This is a genomic window from Aeromonas sp. QDB34 (genome assembly GCF_027705405.1).
Taxonomy (GTDB): domain Bacteria; phylum Pseudomonadota; class Gammaproteobacteria; order Enterobacterales; family Aeromonadaceae; genus Aeromonas; species Aeromonas hydrophila.
This window is the reverse complement of the sequence record NZ_JAPDBT010000014.1, coordinates 78,549-101,731: the sequence shown is the minus strand read 5'-3', so window position 1 is coordinate 101,731 and position 23,183 is coordinate 78,549. Positions and strand designations below refer to the sequence as shown.

The window sequence follows — 23,183 nt, the reverse complement described above, 5'->3', positions numbered from 1 at the left end:
TGCGCCTCAATCAGACAGGATCTGACAAGCCAGCCGCTTACCCTCGCGGGCGCTGTCGCGAGCCAGGTCCAGCAGCGCCATCACCGCCAGCGCCTCGCCGGCCGGCACCGGGTTCGCCCCCTCCCCACGGATGGCGGCGCAGACGCCGCGATAGTAGGCGCCGTAGTCCCCCGCCTCGCCGGCCACGCTCTGCTGCTGCAGCTGACCGTCGCGGATCCGGCTGAGCTGGCCGGGTTCGTTGTCCACTCCCCAGTCTGCCGCCGGCGGCCGCTTGCCGAGCTTGAGCTGCTCCTCCTGCACATCCATGCCGAACTTGATGAAGGAGCCCTCGCTGCCGTGGATGACAAACCGCGGCATGGTGGCCGACACCAGGCAGCTGCCGTGCAGCACGACCCGCATCTCGCCATAGCCGAGCACCACGTGGAAGTAGTCATCCGCCAGGGCAGCGGGGCGCTGCTGGGCCAGATCCGCCTGCAGCCAGTCCGGCTGACCGAACAGCTGGAGCGACTGATCGAGGATGTGGGGGCCGAGATCGAACCAGAGGCCGGAACCCGGACCGCCCGCCTCGCGCCAGCGCTGGCGCACCTCGGGACGATAGCGATCGAAGTGGGATTCGAACTGGGCAACCTGACCGAGCGCTCCTTCCGCCAGCAGGCGGCGTACGGTGAGAAAGTCACCGTCCCAGCGCCGGTTGTGGAAGATGCTCAGCAGCCGCTGCTGCTTCTCCGCCAGCTCGACCAGCGCCTTCGCCTCGGCCAGATCCAGGGCGAACGGCTTGTCGATCACCACGTGCTTGCCGGCCAGCAGGGCCTCACGGGCGATGGGGGCATGGGTGTCGTTGGGGGTGGCGATCACCATCAGATCGACCGACGGGTCCGCCAGCACCTCGGCCAGCGAACCGACCCGGCAGCCGGGCAGCTCGCTCTGCACCTTGGCGGCATCGCGGCTCACCACCCAGCCGAGGGAGAGCCCGGGCGTGCTGGTCAGAAACGGGGCGTGAAAGGTTTGGCCTGCAAAGCCGTAGCCCACCAGGGCGGCATTGATTGTGTGGCTCATCCGGTTTTCTCCACGGGTAGCTGTGTCACGGGGCGCAGGCAAACCCTTGCCTGCCAAATAGAGAAGGGGGCCCAAGGCCCCCTGAGTGTGCCCATCAGAGCACAGGATTTATTGCAAACACAAGCGCCGGCCCTGGCGGGTCATCAGCATCAGCAGGGGGGGCAGCAACAGCCACATGTGCAGCGCCAGCTGGCTGAGCGGATCGTGCATCAGCATGCCGATGAAGCCCACCAGCGCGCCTGATCCGCTCATCTGGAACAGACCGAGCAAGGCGGCGGCGGTGCCGGCGCAGTGGCCGAACGGCGCCAACGCCATGCCGGCGGCCGCGCCCAGGATCATGGCAAAGCCGATGCTGGAGAGGAACACCGGGCCCATCATGGCCAGCGGATGCTCGATGTGCATGGCCAGGGTCAAGGCGATGGCGGAGAGCAGCAGCACCAGCAGGCCGATGCGCAGGGTGCGTCTTGGCCCCACTCTGGCGATGAAACGGGGCGCCAGGAAGCAGGCCAGGATGTTGAGTGCCGCGTTGGCGGTGAACCAGTAGCTGAAGCCGCTCATGTCCAGCCCCAGCTTCACCATCAGCTGCACCGGCGCCGCAGTGACATAGGCCAGGATCACCGCCATCGCCAGCATGCACAGCGTCGCGTTGAACAGGAAGCTCGGGGAGCGCAGTACCGGGCTGTAGCGCGACCAGCTGATGAGCGGGCCGCTGCTGCTGGTCTCTTCCGGGCGGGTCTCCGGCATCCGCCACAGCAGCCAGCTACCGACGATGACCGCATAACCGGCCATAAACCAGAAGTTGGCCGACCAGCCCGCCTTGGCGGTGAGCCAGCCACCGAGCAAGGGGGCCAGCGCCGGAATAAAGCAGATGGCACCGTTCAGGTAGGAGATCATCTGACCGCTCTTCTTGGGGCCATAACTGTCACGCACCACCGAGAAGGCGGCCACCGAGGTGGCACAGGCGCCAAAACCCTGCAGCACCCGCGCCAGCATCAGCTCGCCAAGGCTTGCGGCAAAGCCGGCACCCAGGGCGCTCAGACCGTAGAGCAGCACGCCGCCCAGGGCGATGGGCTTGCGGCCGTAGCGATCGGCCAGCGGCCCCACCAGCAGTTGCCCCAGTCCCATGCTGAACAGGAACCAGGTGATGGTGCCCTGCATCAGAGTCACCTCGGCCCCCAGCTGCTCGGCCATCTGCGGGATGGCGGGCAGGTAGATGTCGATGGCCAGCGGACTGAACAGCACCAGTAGGACAAGCAAAAGAATCAATGGCATCAGTCACCTCGTGGCATGGGGAAAATAGATTGGGGCGCGAGTCTACTGGCTCACAGTAATGAATTGAAATGGTATTTAATCACTTCTGTTATTCCATTCAGGAAACATTCATTTTATCCGCATCTTGCCATGACCCCGGCGAGGGTGATCCAGGGCAATTGGCGCTTTTCCTGGGCGCCAGCCCCGCATAGAATGCGCAGATTATTTTTGCGGAGGTGCTCGATGAACAAGCTTGTCCTGGCAACAGGGAACCAGAAAAAGGTGAAGGAATTGGCCGCCATGCTGGCCGATATGAAGATCCAGGTGATCCCACAGAGCGAGTTTGCGGTCTCCGATGCCGAAGAGACCGGCACCACCTTCGTCGAGAATGCCATCATCAAGGCCCGCCACGCTGCCCGCATCACAGGCCTGCCAGCGGTTGCCGACGACTCCGGCCTGGAAGTGGATCTGCTGCACGGCCGTCCCGGCGTCTACTCCGCCCGCTTTGCCGGTGAGGGTGCCAGCGACAAGGACAACATCGACAAGCTGCTGGGCGAGCTGAAAGGGGCCCCCGAGTATCTCAAGAGCGCCCGTTTCTGGTGTGTGCTGGTCTACATGCGCCACGCCGACGATCCCACCCCCATCATCTGCCAGGCCAGCTGGGAAGGAATGATCATCGACGAGCCGCGCGGCCAGCACGGCTTTGGCTATGATCCGGTGTTCTTCGTGCCCGACCACGACTGCACCTCGGCCCAGATGCCGGCCGAGCTCAAGAACCAGCTCAGCCATCGCGGCCAGGCGCTGGCCAAGCTCAAAGCGGCCCTGGCGGCGGTCAACTAAAGCGCTGTCTCCCGCCGCGTTGTCATCTACAATGGGGGCCGTCGGCCCCCGTTTCATTCGCGGCGCCCCGGCCCGTTGTCATCGACGACAAGGGCAACCCGACCCCTGGTGATTTTTTGAATACTGGAAACCCCATGCTGCAACTGCCGCCCCTCTCCCTCTATATCCACGTGCCCTGGTGTGTCCAAAAGTGCCCCTACTGCGACTTCAACTCCCACGCCCAGAAGGGGGAGCTGCCCCACCTCGAGTACGTGGCCGCCCTGCTGGAGGATCTGGAGCAAGACCTGCACTGGGCCCAGGGGCGCCCCCTCTCCTCCATCTTTATCGGTGGCGGCACGCCGAGCCTGCTGAGCGTCGAGGCCATGCAGGCGCTGCTGGACGGGGTGCGTGCGCGTATCGAACTCACCGCGGACTGCGAGATCACCATGGAGGCCAACCCGGGCACGGTGGAGGCGGACAAGTTCGCCGGCTTCCAGCGGGCCGGTATCAACCGCATCTCCATCGGGGTGCAGAGTTTCCAGCAGGAGAAGCTGACCCGGCTCGGCCGCATTCACGGCCCGGAAGAGGCGCGCAAGGCCGCCGCACTGGCTCACGCCATCAAACTGCCCACCTTCAACCTGGATCTGATGCACGGCCTGCCGGATCAGAGCCTGGCGGACGCACTCTCGGATCTGCAGCAGGCCATCGACTGCGCGCCGCCGCACCTCTCCTGGTATCAGCTCACCATAGAGCCGAACACGGCGTTTGCCTCCAAGCCGCCCACCCTGCCGGAGGATGACACCCTGTGGGACATCTACGAGCAGGGCCACGCCATGCTCACCGCCCACGGCTATCAGCAGTACGAGATCTCGGCCTATGCCAAGGCGGGCTACCAGTGTCACCACAACCTCAACTACTGGCGCTTCGGCGACTATCTGGGGATCGGCTGCGGCGCCCACGGCAAGGTGACGGATCTCGCCAATCAGCAGATCCTGCGCACCGCCAAGGTGAAGCACCCGAAAGGTTATCTGGACCCGAGCCGCCCCTATTTGGACGAACAGTGGCAAGTGAGTGCGGACGATCTGCCGCTCGAGTACTTCATGAACCGGTTCAGGTTGTTTGAACCGGCCCCCAAGGCGGAGTTCGAGGCCTATACCGGGCTGCCGCTGGAACGGGTAGAGACCATGCTGACCATCGCCCAGAGCAAGGAGCTGATCGAAGATCTCGGCGACAGCTGGCAGCTCACGTCCCTCGGCCATCGCTATCTCAACGTGCTGCTCGAGCTCTTTATGGACGAGTAAGTGCGGATTCACTCTCTTGCGGCAAGAGAGTGAATCCGCACCAGCGAATAGAGAAACAATCAGGGCGCCATTGGCGCCCTGATTGTGTTAGCTGATGCCTTGCGGCAGGAACCCGCTCAGCAACAGACGCGTACCATCTGCTGTTGGCCGGGCTCCCACCGCTTGCCGTGCTTGGCCTTGCGCTGATAGCTGCCCTTGCCTTTCTTGCTCGGTTCGACCCGGGCCTGGAACAGGGGAGAGGTCACCAGTGCCTTGAGGTGGTTGTCCTGAATGATGCCGCGCTGATGTTCGCAGGCGGGCTCGGTGGTGACCCGGGTCACCTTCTTCTTGGCCATGTCGGCTCCTTGATGCAGTTGTGTGTTTGCCCATCGCCCCTGCCACCACGGATCCGGGGCAGGCGGCGAAAAAACGTGCCGATTGTGCACCTCTCTCGGCCCACCTGCAAGGGGGCTGGTAAGCTCCTCAGGCCGGTTGATAGACGACCCGCACCAGGCCGCTTGGCAGTACGGTGCTCGACACCGGCACCAGCGCGCCGGGCAGCGGCCCAGCAAAGAGCGGTACCCCGCCTCCCAGGGTGACCGGCACCCAGAACAGGATCAGCTCGTCCACCAGCGCGGCCTGCAGTCCCTGCCTGACCACCTCGCCGCCATCCAGATAAAGATGGCGGCTGCCCGCCTGCCACAGCTCGTCCAGCACCTGCGCCAGCACCCCCTGCCGAAAGGAGACATGCTCACGGGGAGCGGCGGGTCTGTGGGTCAATACCACCACCGGCTTGTCGCCATAAAACCACTCGGGAAAGCCGAGCACAGTGTCGTAGCTGTTGCGCCCCATCAGCAGGGTATCAGCGCTCGCCATCAGCGCGCTGTAGCCGGTCTCTTCCTGGGAGTCGCCGTTGTAGGGTTCAAGCCAGGCCAGATCGCCCCCCTCCCCGGCAATGAAGCCGTCGAGGGAGAGGGCGAGAAAGGCGGATACTCGGGGCCGGCGCAGCTCAGTGCTCATGGTCGTGGTGCTCATGACGGGAGGGAGTGCCGGACTCCAGCGTCTCCAGGATGGCGCAGTGCTCCGCCGAGCGCGGACCGCCGCAGCAGATGTTGGAGAGCTCGCGCAGGTTGTCGCGAAAACGGGTCAGCTCGACGATCTTCTGCTCCACCTGTTCGAGCTTGGTGTCGGCCACCGCCTTCACCTCCTGACAGGTGACCTTGGCCTTGTTGGTATCGAGATCCAGCAGCTCGCCGATGTCGGCCAGCGAGAACCCCACCGACTTGGCGCGGATGATGAACTCCAGCCGCCGCTTGTCCTGCTCGCCATAGAGGCGATAGCCGGACTCGTTGCGAATGCCTGGCGAGATGAGACCATTCTTCTCGTAAAAACGCAGGGTATCCGCCTTCACCCCGCACGCCTTGGCCAGCTCCCCGATCCGATACATGCCTTTTCTCCCGTTGAATTTGCCACACAGCCACAACCGGCCCCCACTATCGCCCCTTTGCCCGGCGATTGCCAGCCGGCAGCAGGAAAGAGGGCGCGGCCACCCTTTTGCCATCAAGAGACTGAAAAGACAAACGTTTCACAAAAACCAACCAGAAAACGTTTAACACCGCACCAGACAAGGCTTTGTCACTTTAAAAAATCCACCACGGGTCACATTTTTTGTGTAGAATACGCGCCCACAAGAGAGCGTCGCGTCAAGCGGGCATTTCCTAAAACGCTTTTGCCTGTCGGCAGGTTTTTCAGGCGAGAGCGGTTTGCGAAATCCCCCACTTCCATTTATTTGGGGACTCTCTGTGTTGAGCCTCGCCTCCCATGGAACGGTCCCCGTTATGCTGAGGACGATAGTGTGATGGAACAAGCTCGACCCATTCGCCGTGCACTGCTGAGTGTGTCTGACAAGACTGGCATCCTGGAATTTGCCAAGGCACTCAACGAACGTGGCGTGGCCCTGCTCTCCACCGGCGGTACCGCCAAGCTGCTGGCCGACGCCGGTCTGCCGGTGACCGAGGTCTCCGATTACACGGGATTCCCTGAAATGATGGATGGCCGGGTCAAGACCCTGCATCCCAAGGTCCACGGCGGCATTCTCGGCCGGCGCGAGCAAGACGACGCCATCATGGCCCAGCACGCTATCTCCCCCATCGACATGGTCGTGGTCAACCTTTATCCCTTCGCCGCAACTGTCGCCAAGCCAGGTTGTACCCTGGCCGATGCGGTCGAGAACATCGACATCGGCGGCCCGACCATGGTTCGCTCCGCCGCCAAGAACCACAAAGATGTGGCCATCGTGGTCAAGGCCACCGACTATGACCGCGTCATCCGCGAGATGGATGGCAACGGCAACAGCCTGAAACTGGCGACCCGTTTCGATCTGGCCATTGCCGCCTTCGAGCACACCGCCGCCTACGACGGCATGATTGCCAACTACTTCGGCACCATGGTTCCCTCCTACGGTGACAACAAGGAGGGTGACGAGGAGTCCCGCTTCCCGCGCACCTTCAACAGCCAGTTCATCAAGAAGCAGGACATGCGCTACGGCGAGAACAGCCACCAGGCTGCCGCCTTCTATGCCGAGGAGCAGGCCGCACCGGGTTCGGTGGCAAGCGCCATCCAGCTGCAGGGCAAGGCCCTCTCCTACAACAACATCGCCGACACCGATGCGGCGCTGGAGTGCGTCAAGGAGTTCGACCAGCCGGCCTGCGTCATCGTCAAGCACGCCAATCCGTGCGGCGTGGCCATTGGCAGCGACCTGCTGAGCGCCTACGAGCGCGCCTGGCAGACCGACCCCACCTCCGCGTTTGGCGGCATCATCGCCTTCAACCGTGAACTGGATGGCGCCACCGCCAAGGCCATCGTCGAGCGTCAGTTCGTCGAGGTGATCATCGCCCCCACCGTCAGCCAGGCGGCCCGCGACGCGGTCGCCGCCAAGCAGAACGTGCGACTGCTCGAGTGCGGTCAGTGGACTGCACCGGCGCAAGGCTTTGACTTCAAGCGCGTCAACGGCGGGCTGCTGGTGCAGGAGCGCGACCTTGGCATGGTGACGCTCGGGGATCTGACCGTGGTCAGCAAGCGTCAGCCCACCGAGGCCGAACTGAACGACCTGCTGTTCTGCTGGAAGGTGGCCAAGTTCGTCAAATCCAACGCCATCGTCTATGCCAAAGACGGCCAGACCATCGGCGTCGGCGCCGGCCAGATGAGCCGCGTCTACTCCGCCAAGATCGCCGGCATCAAGGCCGAGGATGAAGGGCTGATCGTGGCGGGCTCCGTCATGGCTTCCGATGCCTTCTTCCCGTTCCGCGACGGCATCGATGCCGCAGCGGCCGCCGGCATCTCCTGCGTCATCCAGCCCGGTGGCTCTATGCGCGACCAGGAGGTGATCGACGCCGCCGACGAACACGGCATGTGCATGCTGTTCACCAACATGCGCCACTTCCGTCACTGATGGATCAGGGCCGCCGCCGGCGGCCCTTTTGTTGTCTCTTTTCACCTGGCTATTTTCACCGGCGCAGGCCCCAGGCCCGCCCGTGACCCCGAATAGAAGCGAGCGATACGATGAAAGTACTGATCATTGGCAACGGCGGCCGTGAACACGCCCTGGCTTGGAAGGCCAAGCAATCCCCTCTGGTGACCCGGGTCTTCGTCGCCCCCGGCAATGCCGGCACCGCCCACGAAGGGAGCATCGAGAACGTGGCCATCTCCGCCACCGACATCCCGGCCCTGCTGGCGTTTGCCAAGGAGCAGCGCATCGGTCTGACCATCGTCGGGCCGGAAGCGCCGCTGGTTAAAGGGGTGGTCGATGCGTTCCGCGCCGAGGGACTGGCCATCTTCGGCCCGACCGCCGCCGCCGCCCAGCTGGAAGGCTCCAAGGCGTTTGCCAAGGATTTTCTGGCCCGCCACGCCATCCCGACTGCCGAGTACCAGAACTTCACCGAGGTGGAGCCGGCGCTGGCCTACCTGCGCGAGAAGGGCGCCCCCATCGTCATCAAGGCTGACGGCCTGGCTGCCGGCAAGGGGGTCATCGTTGCCATGACCCTGAGCGAGGCGGAAGAGGCGGTACGCGACATGCTCTCCGGCAACGCCTTTGGCGACGCCGGGGCCCGGGTGGTGATCGAGGAGTTTCTGGACGGGGAAGAGGCAAGCTTCATCGTCATGGTGGACGGCGAGCACGTGCTGCCGATGGCCACCAGCCAGGATCACAAGCGGGTGGGTGATGGCGATACCGGCCTCAACACCGGCGGCATGGGCGCCTACTCCCCCGCCCCCGTGGTCACGGCCGACGTGCACCGCAAGGTGATGGAGCAGGTGATCATGCCGACCGTGCGCGGCATGGCGGCCGAGGGCAACGTCTACACCGGTTTCCTCTACGCCGGTCTGATGATCGACGGCCAGGGCAACCCCAAGGTGATCGAGTTCAACTGCCGCTTCGGTGATCCCGAGACCCAGCCCATCATGCTGCGCATGCGCTCCGATCTGGTGGAGCTCTGCCTGGCGGCCTGTGCCGGCAAGCTGGATCAGGTCGAAGCCATCTATGACCCCCGCGTCGCCATCGGTGTGGTGCTGGCGGCGGGCGGCTACCCCTGCGACTACCAGCAGGGCAAGCCCATCAGCGGCCTGCCGGTGGAAGAGGCGAGCGGCGAGAAGGTATTCCACGCCGGCTCGCAGCTGGAAGGCGATACCGTGGTGACCGCCGGTGGCCGTGTGCTGTGCGCCACTGCCCTCGGTCACAGCGTGGCCGAGGCGCAAAAGCGGGCCTATCAGCTGGCGGGTCGCATCAAGTGGGACGGCGTCTTCTACCGCCATGACATCGGCTGGCGCGCCATCGAGCGTGAACAGCAGCAGTAATCAACAGGGCCCGCAAGGGCCCTCTCTTCATCTGGTGTTATCTCGCGGTCGCGCAGCCCGGCAGATGGCTCGAATGGCCTGGTTCGCTTGGCTCAGCAACTCCCTTACATCTCCCCCTTCCCTGTTACCTTTGTGACAAAAAACAGCAATATTCACAAACAGTTCACGCACTGTCATGGCATCATGCCTGTGATGAATCCGAATAAGGGTTCATAAGAAGCCACATAGAATCGATAAGCATGTCGTTTAAATAAGGAAATCCCATGTTGAAAACTGTTCGCCCCCTGTTGCTGCCCCTGATGTTTGGCCTGATGACCCTGCCCGCCATGGCCGGTGAGCTGGAACAGCCGATGAAGAAGATCGGCTTCAACTACAAGCAGGCGGTCAAGGCCGACGATGCCGCCACCATGGAAAAATACATCAACGAGATGAAGGCGCAGTTCGACATCGCCAAGCAGAAGAACATGCCGGCCGCCAAGAAAGAGAAGTTCCTGGAAGGCATGAACGAAGTGCAGACCGAGCTGGATGCCAGCCTGGCCGCCCTCAAGGCGGGTGACGAAGCCAAGGCACGCGAGCACCTGGCCAAGGTCAACGACCTGAAGAAGGAGTACCACAAATATGCCAAGCAAAAAGGCTGATCCCTTCCACTGGGATAGTCTGGTCCGCCTCACCCACTGGGGTGTGGCGGCCATCTGTATCGGCAACCTCTGGCTCAACGAGGCGGGCGAGGAGTGGCACGAGCGGCTGGGTTACCTGGCCATCGCCCTGATCAGCCTGCGCCTGGCGTGGGGGCTCTCGTTTGCCAAGGGCCATGCCCGGTTGCGAGCCCTCATCCCAAGCCGGGAAGATTTTCGCCAGCAAGCGGTGGAGCTGCGCGAGCGCACGCCACCGGCCCCTGGTCACCACGGCAGCGGCAAGCTGGCGGTCTGGACGCTCTGGCTGCTGATCCTGGCCACCGCCGGTACCGGCTGGTTCCAGAATACCGAGATGGGGTTCGAGCTGGGAGCGGACGACTGGCACGTCTGGTGTACCTGGGCCCTGCAGAGCATGATAGCGCTGCACCTGCTGGCCATCCTCTTCACCTCCTGGCGCCAGCGCAGCAATCTGGTGAAGCGCATGTTGCCAAGGCGCCGTGACAAGGCCCGGGCCTTGCCGCAGGAATCCGACGCCTGAATACTCATGGGGCCCTGCCGGGCCCCTGTTCATTGCTCTGCCACTCCCCTGATCCCACACTACCCGCCTGTCCCCGGCTCTTGCCCTCTCTTTCGTCACCTGCATCGCTAGGGGCCATGAAAGCATTTTCATTCACATTTCTTAATTAATTCAGACTGTTCGATTTTCAACCACTGCGATTTCATGAATGCTACTGAGCTGAACGAGGTTGTTCGTTGTCCGTTCGACTACACGACAGTGATATGTCAATAACAAGATCGAAGGGAAAATCGTCATGCACAGCACACTGCTTCGAACCGCCCTGCTGACGGCGGCACTCGGCTCTTTCAGCCACAATGCCACCGCCGAAGGCGTCATGGTTCACCTGTTCCAATGGAAATTCAACGACATCGCCAACGAGTGCGAAACCGTGCTCGGACCCAAGGGGTTCGGGGGCGTCCAGATCACCCCGCCGGCCGAGCACAAGCAGGGCAGCCAGGTCTGGTGGACCGTCTATCAACCCGTCAGTTTCAAGAATTTCAACAGCTTCGGCGGTAGCGAGGCGGAACTCAGAAGCATGATCGCCCGCTGCAACGCAGCCGGGGTCAAAGTCTATGCCGACGCCGTCTTCAACCAGCTGGCATCGGGCTCAGGCACCGCCACCGGTGGCGGCAGCTACAACGCGGGGCAGTACCAGTATCCCCAGTTCGGCTACAACGACTTCCACCACAGCGGCGACATCACCAACTACGGCGACAGCAACAACGTCTGGAATGGCGCCCTCTACGGCATGCCGGACCTCAATACCGGCTCTCCCTACGTGCAGGATCAGATCGCCACCTACATGAAGACCCTGCTCGGCTGGGGCGTGGCGGGCTTTCGTATCGATGCGGCCAAGCACATGGCTCCGAGCGACGTGAAGGCCATCCTCGACAAGGCGGGCAGCCCCAAAGCCTACCTGGAAGTGATCGGCGCAGGCGGGGAGTCTCCCGACATCCAGCCCGGGCGCTACACCTATATCGACACCGTCACCGACTTCAAATACGGCACCGATCTCGCCGCCAACTTCAACGGCCAGCTCAAGAACCTCAAGACCCTGGGCGAGAGCTGGGGCCTCCTCCCCTCCGCTAAGGCCTTCGTCTTCGTGGTCAACCACGACCGCGAACGCGGCCACGGCGGGGGCGGCATGCTCACCTTCATGAGCGGTGCTCGCTACGATCTGGCCAACACCTTCATGATGGCCTGGCCCTATGGCTGGAAGCAGGTGATGTCGGGCTATCGCTTCGAAAACATGAGCACCTATGAAACCGACAAGGGGGCACCAAGCAGCACACCTTGCACGGACAGCCAGTGGAACTGCGAACAGCGCCGGCCGACCATCATGAACATGGCCCTGTTCCACAACCGGACCGAAGGCCAGCCGGTCAGTAACTGGTGGGACAACGGCAACAACCAGATCGCCTTCGGCCGCGGTGACAAGGGCTTCGTCGCCATCAACAACGAGAGCGGCAGTCTGGTGGCCTCGCTGCAGACTGCGCTGCCGGCCGGTGAGTACTGCAACCTCTTGGGCGGCAATGACTACTGCAGCGGCGGTTATGTCACCGTCGACGGCAGTGGCAAAGCCAGCCTGAATGTGCCCGGCATGAAGGCGGCCGCCATCATCGCCGGTTGCACCAAGGCCAGCCCCTGCGGTGGTTCCGCCCTGCCGGGCACCAAGTTCAGCAGCATGAACCTGCGCGGAACCCACAACGCCTGGGGCAATACCCCCATGACCGTCGATGCCAACCGTGTCTGGTCAGCCACCCTCACCCTGACCGGCAACGGTGACGCCACCGGCGCCCAGCGCTTCAAGTTCGACGTCTTCGGCAACTGGGCCGAAAACTACGGCGACAACGAAGGGGATGGCATCGCCGACAAGGGCAGCAGCAAGGACATTTTGGTCAGCGGAGCGGGCAGCTACCGCATCACCCTGAACGAAAGCGATCTGCGTTACACGGTCACCCCCCTCACCAGCAACCAGGCGCCGGTGGCCGCCCTCTCGCCCAAGACCCTCAGCGTCAAGGCGGGGGAGAGCGTGGTGTTCGATGCCTCCGCCTCCCGCGACGACGGGGGCGTGGTGAGCTACAGCTGGTCCAGCGGCGGCAGCGCCGCCACGGAGACGGTCCGGTTCGATACCCCGGGTACCCATACCGTGACGGTCACCGTGACCGATGCCGAAGGGTTGACCGCCAGTGCCAGCGCTACCGTGACCGTCACCGACGACAACGGCACCTACGCCAGCGTGCTGCCTACCCTGAATTTCCGCGGCACTCCCAATGCCTGGGGCTCCCTTGCCATGACGCTGGTCGCCGACAATCAGTGGGAAGCCCTGGTCACCTTCGATGGTCAGGCAAACCAGCGCTTCAAGTTCGACGTCAAGGGGGACTGGAGCAAGAACTATGGTGACACCAACAAGGATGGAGTGGCCGAACTGGCCGGCAGTGACATCCTGACCTCGGTCACCGGCCAGTATCGGGTACGCTTCAACGATCAGACCCTGCAATACAGCCTGACCCCGGTCAGCGTCGGCTACGCGAAGAACTTCGCCAGCCTGAACATTCGCGGCACCACCAACAACTGGGGGCCCACCCCCATGTCGCTGGTAGGCGATCACCTCTGGCAGGCCAGCATCACCTTCACCGGTAGCGGCGATGGCAACGGTGGTCAGCGCTTCAAGTTCGACGTCAAGGGCGACTGGACCCAGAACTATGGCGACACCAACAAGGACGGTGTGGCCGAGCTGGCCGGCGCCGACATCACCACGGCTGTGGTCGGTGTCTATGTGGTGCGCTTCAACGACCAGACGCTGGCCTACAGCCTGAACGCCCAGTAAGGCTCAATACGCTCGGTCACCAGACCCTGAAGCACTGAACCAGGCTTCCCACCATCGGCGGGAGGCCTTTTCTATTGCGTCATGCCACCGCGTCCAACCGGCCGCTCAGCAGGCTGATGACCTGGTACCATGCCCAGGCACATCCCAAACCATGCCATCCCTCAACGCCAAGAAAAGGCGCGAGCAGCCCATCGCGCACAAGCCGAACAGCATGATCACATGACCAACCTGCCCGGCAGGCTCGGACGAGAGGCTAAGGCTATCCCTTCCTCGTTCAGAAGGCCGCCACAGCAAGGCTCTGCGATGCCTCACTGCGCGAAACCTTGCCCAGTTCTGGCTGTTTGTGCTGCTCTATAGATCGTACTATGGAGCGCATGCCTGAGAGCCGGCACCGGTGAACGGCAGAAACGACAAAGCCGCTCAAGAGAGCGGCTTTGTCTGAAAATGGTGGCCCCTGGGGGACTTGAACCCACGACCAATCGATTATGAGTCGACTGCTCTGACCAACTGAGCTAAGGGGCCATTGATACTGGTTTGCGGCGTGGATTATAGGGGATGGCGGATACCCCGTCCATAGGCATATCAACCACTTGGCGAGATTTCATCCATATTCAAGCGGTTCCGTGACTCATCTTCACGCCCCCGTCACCACGGATAAAACAAAGCCCCGCATGGCGGGGCTTTTTGGCAGCGGTCACGGGTTGGCCCGTCCGGGATTACTCGTCCAGGAAGCTGCGCAGTACTTCGGAGCGGCTCGGGTGGCGCAGCTTGCGCAGCGCCTTGGCTTCGATCTGACGAATACGCTCACGGGTAACGTCGAACTGCTTGCCCACTTCCTCGAGGGTGTGGTCAGTGTTCATGTCGATACCGAAGCGCATCCGCAGTACCTTGGCCTCACGGGCGGTCAGGCCGGCCAGCACTTCGCGGGTCGCGTTGCGCAGGCTCTCGCTGGTAGCGGCATCCGCTGGCAGAGCCAGGGTGGTATCTTCGATGAAGTCGCCCAAGTGGGAATCTTCATCATCACCGATGGGCGTCTCCATGGAGATGGGCTCTTTGGCGATCTTCAATACCTTGCGGATCTTGTCTTCCGGCATGCCCATGCGCATGGCCAGCTCTTCCGGGTTCGGTTCACGACCCATCTCCTGCAGCATCTGACGGGAGATACGGTTGAGCTTGTTGATGGTCTCGATCATGTGTACCGGGATACGGATGGTACGGGCCTGATCCGCGATGGAGCGGGTAATAGCCTGACGGATCCACCAGGTCGCATAGGTCGAGAACTTATAGCCACGGCGGTATTCAAACTTGTCTACCGCCTTCATCAGACCGATGTTGCCCTCCTGGATCAGATCCAGGAACTGCAGACCACGGTTGGTGTACTTCTTGGCGATGGAGATAACCAGACGCAGGTTGGCCTCGACCATCTCTTTCTTGGCGCGGCGGGCCTTGGCCTCACCGATGCTCATGCGACGGTTGATGTCCTTGATCTGGGCGATGGACAGACCGGTCTCTTCCTCGATCTGCTGCAGCTTGCCAATGGCGCGCAGCACATCTTCGTCCATCTCGACCAGACGCGGTGACCAGGCCTTGCCGGCCTGCTTCTGGTATTCAAACCAGGCGGTTTCGCACTCGTTGTTGGTGAAGGCCGCGACGAAGGTCTTCTTCGGCATCTTGGCCTGCTCAACGCAGAGTTTCATGATGATGCGTTCCTGCACGCGGACTCGCTCCATCATCTCGCGCATGTTGTTGACCAGGCGATCGAACTGCTTGGGCATCAGGCGGAATTGACGGAATACATCGGCCAGCTGGGCAATCGCAGCCTGAGTATCTTCGTGCGCACGACCATTCTGCTGAATGGAGAGACGAGTTACTTCGTACTGGGCGCGCAGATCACCGAATTTCTCGCGAGCGACTTCCGGATCCGGACCACCGTCGCCATCATCGTCGGAGTCATCACCATCACCGTCTTCGTCTTCATCTTCGTCTTCATCTTCGTCAGCCAGATCTTCTTCGCTGAGCTCGGAGCCGATGTGAGTGGCGGTCGGTGCGACATCATCGGTCTCGTTGGGATCGATGAAGCCGGAAATGATGTCGGACAGACGCAGCTGTTCCGCTTCGTATTTGTCGTACTGCTCAAGCAGATAGGTAATCGCTTCCGGGTACTCGGCAACGGAGCTTTGTACCTGGTTGATACCGTCTTCGATGCGCTTGGCGATGTCGATTTCGCCTTCGCGAGTCAACAGTTCGACGGTACCCATTTCCCGCATGTACATGCGGACGGGATCGGTCGTACGACCAATCTCGGATTCAACAGATGCCAGTGCCTGGGCCGCTGCTTCGGCAGCGTCCTCATCGGCGGTACCACCTTCAGCCATGATAAGGTCATCGGCATCCGGGGCGTTTTCCACTACTTGGATGCCCATGTCGTTGATCATCTGGATGATGTCTTCGATCTGGTCAGAGTCGACAATGTCTTGCGGGAGGTGATCGTTCACCTCGGCATAGGTCAGGTAGCCCTGTTCTTTACCTTTGGCAACGAGGAGTTTAAGCTGAGACTGCGGGGTTTGCTCCATAGAACTCATCCGGTTGGTGTTGCTAGGTTGCGCGTACAGTGCGCTGCTGCGCAAATAGCCAATTCTAATAGAAAACCGCCAGACATGCTATGTCTGGTTGCGGCGTCGGTCATGAGAAACCCCTGCCCGCAGTATTGTCGGGGCCAGGCGGTTATAAAATGTTTGCTTTTAATCCCGTCGATTCGGGCAACGGTATTCATATTGGGGTTAATCACTCAAATATCAAGCCCCACTCTCATTTCTTTTCTCAATTTGCACCTCTCTGATCAGCATCATCAGCTCCTGAGTTTCCTCAGAGCTTAGCCCTTCCTGCGCCACCTTGGCCTGCAATTCCTCGATGCGCTGCTTCAGGAACAGGTTGATGAAACCGACGAAAGTATCCTGCAATTCTCCCAGAATATCCGGCTCCTGGTCGAGTTTTACCTCTTCAAACAGATCGTGCATTGCCAGTTGCGCCAGGATCTCTCCCTCTTTCGTACCACGCCAGTGCTCCAGCAGGATGCCCGTCGTGACCCCGGGCTGAGTCAGGATCTGTTGATGCAGCTGCAGCAGGAATCTGATGCCCTGCAGGCGCAGTCCGGCCAGTTCAGGCATGGCCGGCAGCTCGGCCGTGATCGCCGGATACTGTACCATCAGTGCCAATGCCCGGCGCAGCGGCGTCAGCTTGGCTGCCTTGGGTTTGTTGACCTCGGCCTTCGGCTGGCTGTTGCGGGCAAACAGTTCGGCGATCCGCTGCTTGTTCTCGCCCCAACGCATCATGCTGGAGAGGCGGGTGATCAGCCCCTCACGCGTGAACCCTTCCGGGACTCGCCGGATCAGCTCGGCGGCCTTGTTGGCCACTTCGAACTTGCCAGCCTCACCGGAAAGTGCCGCATCGCGCCCGAGGCGCTCAAACATGAAGTCAGCGAACGGCTGGGCCTGGTCGAGCAGAGCTTCGAACCCCTCCTTGCCGATCTGGCGCACCAGCGAGTCAGGATCCTCCCCATCCGGCAGAAACACGAACTTGAGTTCACGGCCGTCCTGCAGGTGGGAGAGCGCGTTGTCCAGCGCCCGCCAGGCCGCTTCCCGACCGGCGTTGTCGCCGTCGTAGCAACAGACGACCTCGGCCGTGGTGCGAAACAGGGTGTGGATATGGTCGCTGGTGGTCGCGGTGCCCAACGCCGCCACCGCATAATCGATCTCGTACTGGCCGAGCGCCACCACATCCATATAACCTTCCACCACCAGGATCCGGCGCGGATCCTTGTGTGCCTGCTTGACCTCGTAAAGGCCGAATAACTCCCGTCCCTTGTGGAAGATGGGTGTTTCCGGCGAGTTCAGATATTTGGGCGTCCCCTCCCCCAGCACCCGGCCACCGAAACCGATGACCCGGCCACGCTTGTCACGGATCGGGAACATGATGCGATCGCGAAAGCGATCATAGCTGCCGGGGCCGCTGTCACGAGTGATCAACATGCCGCCCGAGATGAGCAACTGCTCGTGCTCCCGGCTGGCGCCAAAGCGCCGACGCACCTGATCCCAATCGGCAGGGGCATAACCAATGTTGAAGCGCTTGACCACTTCACCGGTCAGACCGCGCCCCTTCAGGTATTCCACCGCCTGCGGCGCGTTCTTGAGATTGCTCTCGTAGAAACGGGCGATCTGGTTCATCAGCTCGAACAGATCCTTGCTGACCGCTGGTTGGCTGCTGCTCGACCCACCTGCTGTCTGCTCACGGGGGACCTGCATGCCATGCAGGCTGGCAAGTTCCTCAATGGCATCGGGAAATTCGAGCCCGTCATACTCCATGACAAAGCCGATGGCATTGCCGTGAGCACCGCAACCGAAGCAGTGATAGAACTGCTTCTCCTGACTGACAGTAAAAGAGGGGCTTTTTTCGTTATGAAAAGGGCAGCAAGCCTGGTAGTTCTTACCAGCTTTCTTCAGCCGCACCCGCGAGTCGATCAACTCGACTATATCGGTGCGTACGAGCAGATCATCGATGAAGGATTGTGGGATCCTGCCTGCCATAACCGTCCTGTTTCATTGCATAGAAAATAAAAAAGCCGCGCATTCCCAGGGAAGCACGGCTTCTTTCACCAAACAAGAGAGTTGCCTGTTACGCCAAGCGGGTTTTCACCTGAGCACTGACGGCGCCTACATCGGCACGCCCCTGAATTTTCGGCTTCAAGACAGCCATGACTTTGCCCATGTCAGCCATGACGGCAGCACCACTTTCAGCGATGGCTTGCTCAATCAGTGCGGCAATTTCGGCTGCGGTCAGCTGTTGCGGCAGGAACTCCTGCAACACAACGATCTCTGCGGACTCTTTGTCGGCAAGATCCTGGCGACCGGCAGCTTCGAATTGACTGATGGAATCACGACGCTGTTTGACCATTTTGGTCACCACAGCGAGGATATCCTGATCATTGAGCTCGACACGGGTATCAACTTCACGTTGCTTGATTTCAGCCATCAACAAACGGATCGCTCCCAAGCGAGCCTTGTCTTTGGCAAGCATGGCGAGTTTTTGTTGATCCTTGAGTTGATCCTTCAGCGACACGGCATGAACCCTTGATTAGTACAGGCGGATACGACGTGCGTTTTCGCGGGACAGCTTCTTGGCGTGACGCTTAACGGCAGACGCTTTGGCACGCTTGCGAATGGTAGTCGGCTTCTCGTAGAACTCACGGCTACGAACTTCGGACAGGATACCGGCTTTTTCGCAAGAACGCTTGAAGCGACGCAGAGCAACGTCAAACGGCTCATTTTCACGGACTTTGATTACTGGCATGTGCCTTTCACCTCAGTGATAAATTGTTAGCTGACCTTCAATCGATCAGCATGTCTTAAAATGGTGCGAAATTATACTCTGGACAGGGAATGAAAGTAAACCCGCAGAGATCGCTCTGGTTTAAAAAACCCGCGAAGGTTACCATAGCCGTCTCATTTTAGCAGTGAAATTTTTTAGCAATGCGTGTATTGGGCATAGAGACATCCTGTGACGAAACCGGGATCGCGATCTTCGACGATCAAAAAGGGATCCTTTCCCACCAGTTGTATAGCCAGGTCAAGCTGCATGCGGACTACGGCGGCGTTGTTCCAGAGCTGGCCAGCCGGGATCACGTCCGCAAGACGATCCCCTTGATCCAGGCCGCGTTGCGAGAGGCGGGACTGGGCAAGGACGACATCGACGGCATAGCCTACACCGCAGGTCCGGGCCTGGTTGGCGCCATTCTGGTGGGGGCCACCATAGGCCGCTCGCTGGCGATGGCCTGGAACAAGCCGGCCATTGCCGTGCACCACATGGAAGGCCACCTGCTGGCACCCATGCTGGAAGAGCGAGCCCCCGAGTTTCCCTTCGTGGCGCTGCTGGTCTCCGGCGGCCACTCCATGCTGGTTCGGGTCGATGGTATCGGCAGCTATCAACTGCTGGGCGAGTCGATCGATGATGCTGCCGGCGAGGCGTTTGACAAGACGGCCAAGCTGATGGGATTGGATTACCCAGGTGGCCCCCTGCTCTCCCGGCTGGCCGAGAAGGGCACCACTGGGCGCTTCACCTTCCCGCGTCCCATGACCGACCGCCCCGGGCTCGACATGAGCTTCTCCGGCCTCAAGACCTTCGCCGCCAACACCATCGCCGCCAACGGTGATGATGAACAGACCCGCGCCGATATCGCCCGAGCGTTTGAAGACGCGGTAGTCGACACCCTGGCCATCAAGTGTCGCCGTGCCTTGAAGGAGACCGGCCTCAATCGCCTGGTGGTGGCCGGCGGCGTCAGCGCCAACCGTCATCTGCGCGCCCAGCTGGCAGAGTTGATGGAGAGCCTCAAGGGGGAAGTGTTCTACCCGCGCACCGAATACTGCACCGACAATGGCGCCATGATCGCCTATGCCGGTATGCAGCGCCTGAAAGCCGGGGTGTTCGAGCCACTGGCAGTCAAGGCTGTACCACGCTGGCCGCTGGACACCCTGGATCCGGTTTGATCCAGCGGATCCAGTCAGCATGAAAAAGGGGCCTTTGGCCCCTTTTTGTTTTGCTTGGTAAGCATCTTCACTCACTAGCAACCCTTAGTTGGTACGGAACAGCGCCTCGATGGAGAGCCCCTGCCCCAGCAGGATCTCCCGCAAGCGGCGCAGCCCTTCTACCTGAATCTGGCGAACCCGCTCGCGGGTCAGCCCAATCTCGGCGCCCACGTCTTCCAGTGTCGCCGGCTCATAGCCGAGCAGACCGAAGCGACGGGCCAGTACCTCGCGTTGTTTGGGGTTCAGCTCCTCCAGCCAGTGCACGATGCTGGCGCGCATGTCGTCATCCTGGGACTCCAGCTCAGGCCCCATGCCGCGCTCGTCGGAGAGCACATCCAGCAGCGCCTTGTCGCGATCGCCACCGATGGGGGTATCGACCGAGGTGATCTTCTCGTTGAGCTTGAGCATGCGATTCACATCGTCTACCGAGCGATCCAGCGCGAAGGCGATATCTTCCGCCGTCGGTTCATGATCGAGCCGATGGGAGAGTTCGCGGGCGGTGCGCAGATAGACGTTCAGCTCCTTGACCACATGAATGGGCAGACGAATGGTACGGGTCTGATTCATGATGGCCCGCTCTATGGTCTGACGGATCCACCAGGTGGCATAGGTAGAGAAACGGAAACCGCGCTCGGGATCGAATTTCTCGACTGCGCGGATGAGGCCGAGGTTGCCCTCTTCGATAAGATCGAGCAGCACCAGGCCGCGATTGTTGTAGCGACGGGCGATCTTGACCACCAGTCGCAAATTGGACTCGATCATGCGCTTGCGGGCAGCTTTGTCACCTCGCAAGGCACGACGGGCGTAATAGACTTCTTCTTCGGCGGTGAGCAGCGGGGAGAAGCCAATCTCCCCGAGATAGAGCTGGGTGGCGTCCATCACCTTGTTCAGTTCAGGCGCCATCAGTTCATCGGAAATCGTCTCTTCGGCCTCGGCCGCGACTTCCTGAACCTCTTCCTCTTCGTGGGTCTCCAGCTCTTCGTCGAACTCTAACTCTGCATCCTGCATAACCAGTTGTTCTTGGCTCATGGCGTGTCTCCCTGACCGGCACCAGAGTAAGACTTAACTCTCTGGGTCTAACGCTTTGGCAAATGGCTCATCGGGTTAATCGACTTGCCTCTGTACCGGATTTCAAAGTGCAATCGCACATCCGGCGCGTCCGTGCTACCCATGTTGGCAATGACTGATCCGCCTTTGACGCTGTCCCCTTCCTTCACTCGCAACTCGTCGTTGTGGGCGTAAGCAGAAAGGTAGTCATCATCATGTTTGAGAATGATCAGCTTGCCATAACCCCTCAGTGCGCTACCGGCATAGACGACCTTGCCGCCGCTCGCCGCGTAGATGGGTTGCCCCTTCTGACCGGCGATATCTATGCCCTTGTTACCCTGTTCTGCAACAGAGAAACCTTCGACGATCCGACCCTTGGTAGGCCAGTGCCAAGATAGCTTGCTGTAGGAATTGTCTGATTTTTGTTCTTTTACCTGAGCGTATTCTTTTGAAGATGGCTGAGCAATCGTTTTCTGTTTGATAAATGGAGTGGTCGTACCTGAGGTCGCTGGCGCCAGGGGTTTGGGGCCGGAGCTCTGGGTCACCACCGGGCGCGTCGCCGCCACCATCTGGCCACTGCCGCTGCTGGTGGACTGCACATTCAGCACCTGCCCGACCTGGAGGGCAAAGGGTGCCTGCAGATTGTTGCTTTGTGCCAGTGTCTGATTCGACATGCCAAACTGGCGGCCAATGCTGCTCAGCGTATCCCCTGGACGGACCTGATAGGTACCTGCACTGCGCGCAACGGCCATGGTGCTGCCGGAGGCATCGAGCCGGATCTGTTGACCCGGATAGATGTTGTAGGGGGGGCTGATGCCGTTGAGATTGGCCAGCGAGGGCACGTCATTGCCCGAATTGAAGGCGATGGAGTAGAGGGTGTCCCCTTTTTTCACCGTGTAGCTGTTGCCCTGAATGGCGGGCTGGGCCGCCATCTGGCGAGCCGGAATGGTAGAGACGAGACCATCATTGCCCAATCCTTGTACCGGAGCAGCAGTCTTACTGGAAGAGCAAGCGAGCAGCAGCCATGACAACACGACGACACTGCTTCCTTGCCAAACACGCGAACGCATAGTGGATCCTTTAACGACTAAACCAGAAATAGGCCACAACGGCCAAACCAATACAGAGCCAACCCAGCACATCCACATAGTGCATCAGCTTGCGCTCCATCTTCTCGCCCCCCCAGCGCATCAGGCCTGCCACCAGGAAAAAGCGCATGCCACGCCCGATCAGCGAGGTCACGATGAAGGGCAGCAGTGCCATTTGCAACAGGCCGGCCGTCACGGTAAACACCTTGTAGGGGATCGGCGTGAAACTGGCAATAAAAATTACCCAGATGCCCCACTGCTCGAACCATTGCCGGGCCAGGGCAATCTTGTCTTCATAACCCACCGAGACCACCAGCGGCTGGACCACCGGCTCCCACAGGGCATAACCGAGCAGATAGCCGAACAACGCGCCCAGCACGGAGAACAGGGTCGCCAGTGCGGCGTAGTGCCAGGCCTTGTGCGGTCTGGCCAGCGCCATGGGGGCCAGCATGACGTCCACCGGAATGGGCCAGAACACCGACTCGATGAAGGCGGTGATCGCCAGATACCAGGGGGCATACTTGTGGCGTGCCCACTGCATCACCAGCACATAGAGGCGGGAAAACAACTTCACTCGACATCTCCGTCAATCAGGGGGACGAAACGGACCGGCTCCAGGATCCGGCTGGTCAGCTGGGAGCCCGACCGCTCGATCAGCTGCAGGGTCTGCTGGCTGTCCCCCACCGGCAACACCAGCCGGCCACCATCGGCCAGCTGATCGGTGAGGGCCGTCGGCACCTCGCTGGCGGCCGCCGTGACCAGAATGGCGTCGAAGGGGCCCTTGTTGGGCCAGCCCAGCCAGCCATTGCCGTGCTTGGCGGAGACATTGTGCAAATCGAGCTGACGCAGCCGGCGCCGGGCCTGGAACTGCAGCGACTTGATCCGCTCCACCGTGTAGACGTGCTCCACCAGATGAGCCAGCACCGCCGTCTGGTAACCCGAGCCAGTGCCGATCTCCAACACATGGGCCGGATCGTTCTGGATCAACAGCTCGGTCATCCGAGCCACCATGTAGGGTTGCGAGATGGTCTGACCGTGGCCGATGGGCAACGCCGTATTGTCCCAGGCCTTGTGGGCCATGGCTTCATCCACGAACAGCTGGCGCGGCACCTTGGCAATCGCCGCGAGTACGCGGAAATCGCGAATGTCCTGCGCGATCAGCTGGTTTAACAGGCGCTGTACTATCACA

At 61.1% G+C, this 23,183-nt stretch carries 21 protein-coding genes and 1 tRNA gene; 8 read left to right on the top strand and 14 right to left on the bottom strand.

Annotated features, from left to right (window positions below):
* Positions 1–6 precede the first annotated feature (6 nt).
* Both OKC29_RS17260 and OKC29_RS17255 read right to left on the bottom strand, forming a co-directional pair.
* Entirely contained in the window at positions 7–1,056 is a 1,050-nt protein-coding gene (locus OKC29_RS17260; RefSeq protein WP_073348945.1) for an oxidoreductase, read from the bottom strand.
* A gap of 108 nt (positions 1,057–1,164) precedes the next feature.
* Positions 1,165–2,328, bottom strand: a complete 1,164-nt coding sequence (locus tag OKC29_RS17255; RefSeq protein ID WP_029302372.1) for a multidrug effflux MFS transporter — start codon at positions 2,326–2,328, stop codon at positions 1,165–1,167.
* Between the two features lie 222 nt (positions 2,329–2,550).
* Here OKC29_RS17255 and OKC29_RS17250 point away from each other — a divergent pair, with 222 nt between their 5' ends.
* Positions 2,551–3,147: an XTP/dITP diphosphatase gene (locus OKC29_RS17250; RefSeq protein ID WP_011704791.1), complete on the top strand. Its 597-nt coding sequence runs from the start codon at positions 2,551–2,553 to the stop codon at positions 3,145–3,147.
* A 134-nt stretch (positions 3,148–3,281) separates the two neighbouring features.
* The gene (gene hemW, locus OKC29_RS17245) at positions 3,282–4,427 is read left to right on the top strand and encodes a radical SAM family heme chaperone HemW (protein ID WP_073348944.1); all 1,146 of its coding nucleotides are present in this window, start codon (positions 3,282–3,284) and stop codon (positions 4,425–4,427) included.
* Between the two features lie 116 nt (positions 4,428–4,543).
* Here hemW and OKC29_RS17240 read toward each other — a convergent pair whose 3' ends face one another.
* The 3 genes from OKC29_RS17240 to zntR all read right to left on the bottom strand — a co-directional run bounded on the left by OKC29_RS17240 (position 4,544) and on the right by zntR (position 5,853).
* Positions 4,544–4,762 (bottom strand): alternative ribosome-rescue factor A, encoded by a 219-nt coding sequence (locus OKC29_RS17240; protein WP_017410628.1) that lies wholly within the window; start codon positions 4,760–4,762, stop codon positions 4,544–4,546.
* A 127-nt stretch (positions 4,763–4,889) separates the two neighbouring features.
* The gene (locus OKC29_RS17235) at positions 4,890–5,426 is read right to left on the bottom strand and encodes a dihydrofolate reductase family protein (protein WP_073348943.1); all 537 of its coding nucleotides are present in this window, start codon (positions 5,424–5,426) and stop codon (positions 4,890–4,892) included.
* Entirely contained in the window at positions 5,416–5,853 is a 438-nt protein-coding gene (zntR, locus tag OKC29_RS17230; RefSeq protein WP_073348942.1) for a Zn(2+)-responsive transcriptional regulator, read from the bottom strand. The genes OKC29_RS17235 and zntR overlap by 11 nt, the downstream gene beginning before the upstream one ends.
* A gap of 411 nt (positions 5,854–6,264) precedes the next feature.
* On the opposite strand from zntR, the gene purH reads away from it, so the two are divergent.
* From purH to OKC29_RS17205, 5 genes are all read left to right on the top strand, one after another.
* Positions 6,265–7,857, top strand: coding sequence for a bifunctional phosphoribosylaminoimidazolecarboxamide formyltransferase/IMP cyclohydrolase (gene purH / locus OKC29_RS17225; RefSeq protein ID WP_073348941.1), 1,593 nt, complete (start codon positions 6,265–6,267; stop codon positions 7,855–7,857).
* 110 nt (positions 7,858–7,967) lie between these two features.
* On the top strand, positions 7,968–9,257 hold the full coding sequence (gene purD / locus OKC29_RS17220; RefSeq protein WP_073348940.1) for a phosphoribosylamine--glycine ligase: 1,290 nt from the start codon (positions 7,968–7,970) through the stop codon (positions 9,255–9,257).
* Between the two features lie 263 nt (positions 9,258–9,520).
* Positions 9,521–9,895: a cytochrome b562 gene (locus OKC29_RS17215; protein ID WP_011704785.1), complete on the top strand. Its 375-nt coding sequence runs from the start codon at positions 9,521–9,523 to the stop codon at positions 9,893–9,895.
* Positions 9,876–10,430 carry a cytochrome b/b6 domain-containing protein gene (locus OKC29_RS17210; protein WP_073348939.1) on the top strand — a complete coding sequence of 185 codons (555 nt, stop codon included), beginning with the start codon at positions 9,876–9,878 and terminating at the stop codon, positions 10,428–10,430. The genes OKC29_RS17215 and OKC29_RS17210 overlap by 20 nt, the downstream gene beginning before the upstream one ends.
* Before the next feature lie 274 nt (positions 10,431–10,704).
* Positions 10,705–13,281 (top strand): alpha amylase C-terminal domain-containing protein, encoded by a 2,577-nt coding sequence (locus OKC29_RS17205; RefSeq protein ID WP_073348938.1) that lies wholly within the window; start codon positions 10,705–10,707, stop codon positions 13,279–13,281.
* A gap of 445 nt (positions 13,282–13,726) precedes the next feature.
* On the opposite strand, the gene OKC29_RS17200 is transcribed toward OKC29_RS17205, so the two are convergent.
* The 5 genes from OKC29_RS17200 to rpsU all read right to left on the bottom strand — a co-directional run bounded on the left by OKC29_RS17200 (position 13,727) and on the right by rpsU (position 18,627).
* Positions 13,727–13,803: transfer RNA gene (locus OKC29_RS17200), tRNA-Ile, on the bottom strand.
* A gap of 194 nt (positions 13,804–13,997) precedes the next feature.
* Positions 13,998–15,893 carry an RNA polymerase sigma factor RpoD gene (rpoD, locus tag OKC29_RS17195; RefSeq protein WP_263642045.1) on the bottom strand — a complete coding sequence of 632 codons (1,896 nt, stop codon included), beginning with the start codon at positions 15,891–15,893 and terminating at the stop codon, positions 13,998–14,000.
* A 183-nt stretch (positions 15,894–16,076) separates the two neighbouring features.
* Positions 16,077–17,864, bottom strand: a complete 1,788-nt coding sequence (gene dnaG / locus OKC29_RS17190) for a DNA primase (RefSeq protein WP_073348936.1) — start codon at positions 17,862–17,864, stop codon at positions 16,077–16,079.
* 88 nt (positions 17,865–17,952) lie between these two features.
* Positions 17,953–18,396: a GatB/YqeY domain-containing protein gene (locus OKC29_RS17185; protein ID WP_016349543.1), complete on the bottom strand. Its 444-nt coding sequence runs from the start codon at positions 18,394–18,396 to the stop codon at positions 17,953–17,955.
* 15 nt (positions 18,397–18,411) lie between these two features.
* Positions 18,412–18,627 carry a 30S ribosomal protein S21 gene (gene rpsU / locus OKC29_RS17180; protein WP_005309452.1) on the bottom strand — a complete coding sequence of 72 codons (216 nt, stop codon included), beginning with the start codon at positions 18,625–18,627 and terminating at the stop codon, positions 18,412–18,414.
* 179 nt (positions 18,628–18,806) lie between these two features.
* On the opposite strand from rpsU, the gene tsaD reads away from it, so the two are divergent.
* The gene (gene tsaD, locus OKC29_RS17175; protein WP_024946180.1) at positions 18,807–19,820 is read left to right on the top strand and encodes a tRNA (adenosine(37)-N6)-threonylcarbamoyltransferase complex transferase subunit TsaD; all 1,014 of its coding nucleotides are present in this window, start codon (positions 18,807–18,809) and stop codon (positions 19,818–19,820) included.
* 84 nt (positions 19,821–19,904) lie between these two features.
* Here tsaD and rpoS read toward each other — a convergent pair whose 3' ends face one another.
* From rpoS to OKC29_RS17155, 4 genes are read right to left on the bottom strand one after another with little or no spacing between them, the layout of a single operon-like run.
* Positions 19,905–20,888 carry an RNA polymerase sigma factor RpoS gene (gene rpoS, locus OKC29_RS17170; protein ID WP_011704778.1) on the bottom strand — a complete coding sequence of 328 codons (984 nt, stop codon included), beginning with the start codon at positions 20,886–20,888 and terminating at the stop codon, positions 19,905–19,907.
* Between the two features lie 47 nt (positions 20,889–20,935).
* The gene (locus OKC29_RS17165; protein WP_083557431.1) at positions 20,936–21,976 is read right to left on the bottom strand and encodes a peptidoglycan DD-metalloendopeptidase family protein; all 1,041 of its coding nucleotides are present in this window, start codon (positions 21,974–21,976) and stop codon (positions 20,936–20,938) included.
* Between the two features lie 10 nt (positions 21,977–21,986).
* Positions 21,987–22,568: a YqaA family protein gene (locus tag OKC29_RS17160; protein ID WP_016349540.1), complete on the bottom strand. Its 582-nt coding sequence runs from the start codon at positions 22,566–22,568 to the stop codon at positions 21,987–21,989.
* Positions 22,565–23,182, bottom strand: a complete 618-nt coding sequence (locus OKC29_RS17155; RefSeq protein ID WP_011704775.1) for a protein-L-isoaspartate(D-aspartate) O-methyltransferase — start codon at positions 23,180–23,182, stop codon at positions 22,565–22,567. The genes OKC29_RS17160 and OKC29_RS17155 overlap by 4 nt, the downstream gene beginning before the upstream one ends.
* Position 23,183 lies beyond the last annotated feature (1 nt).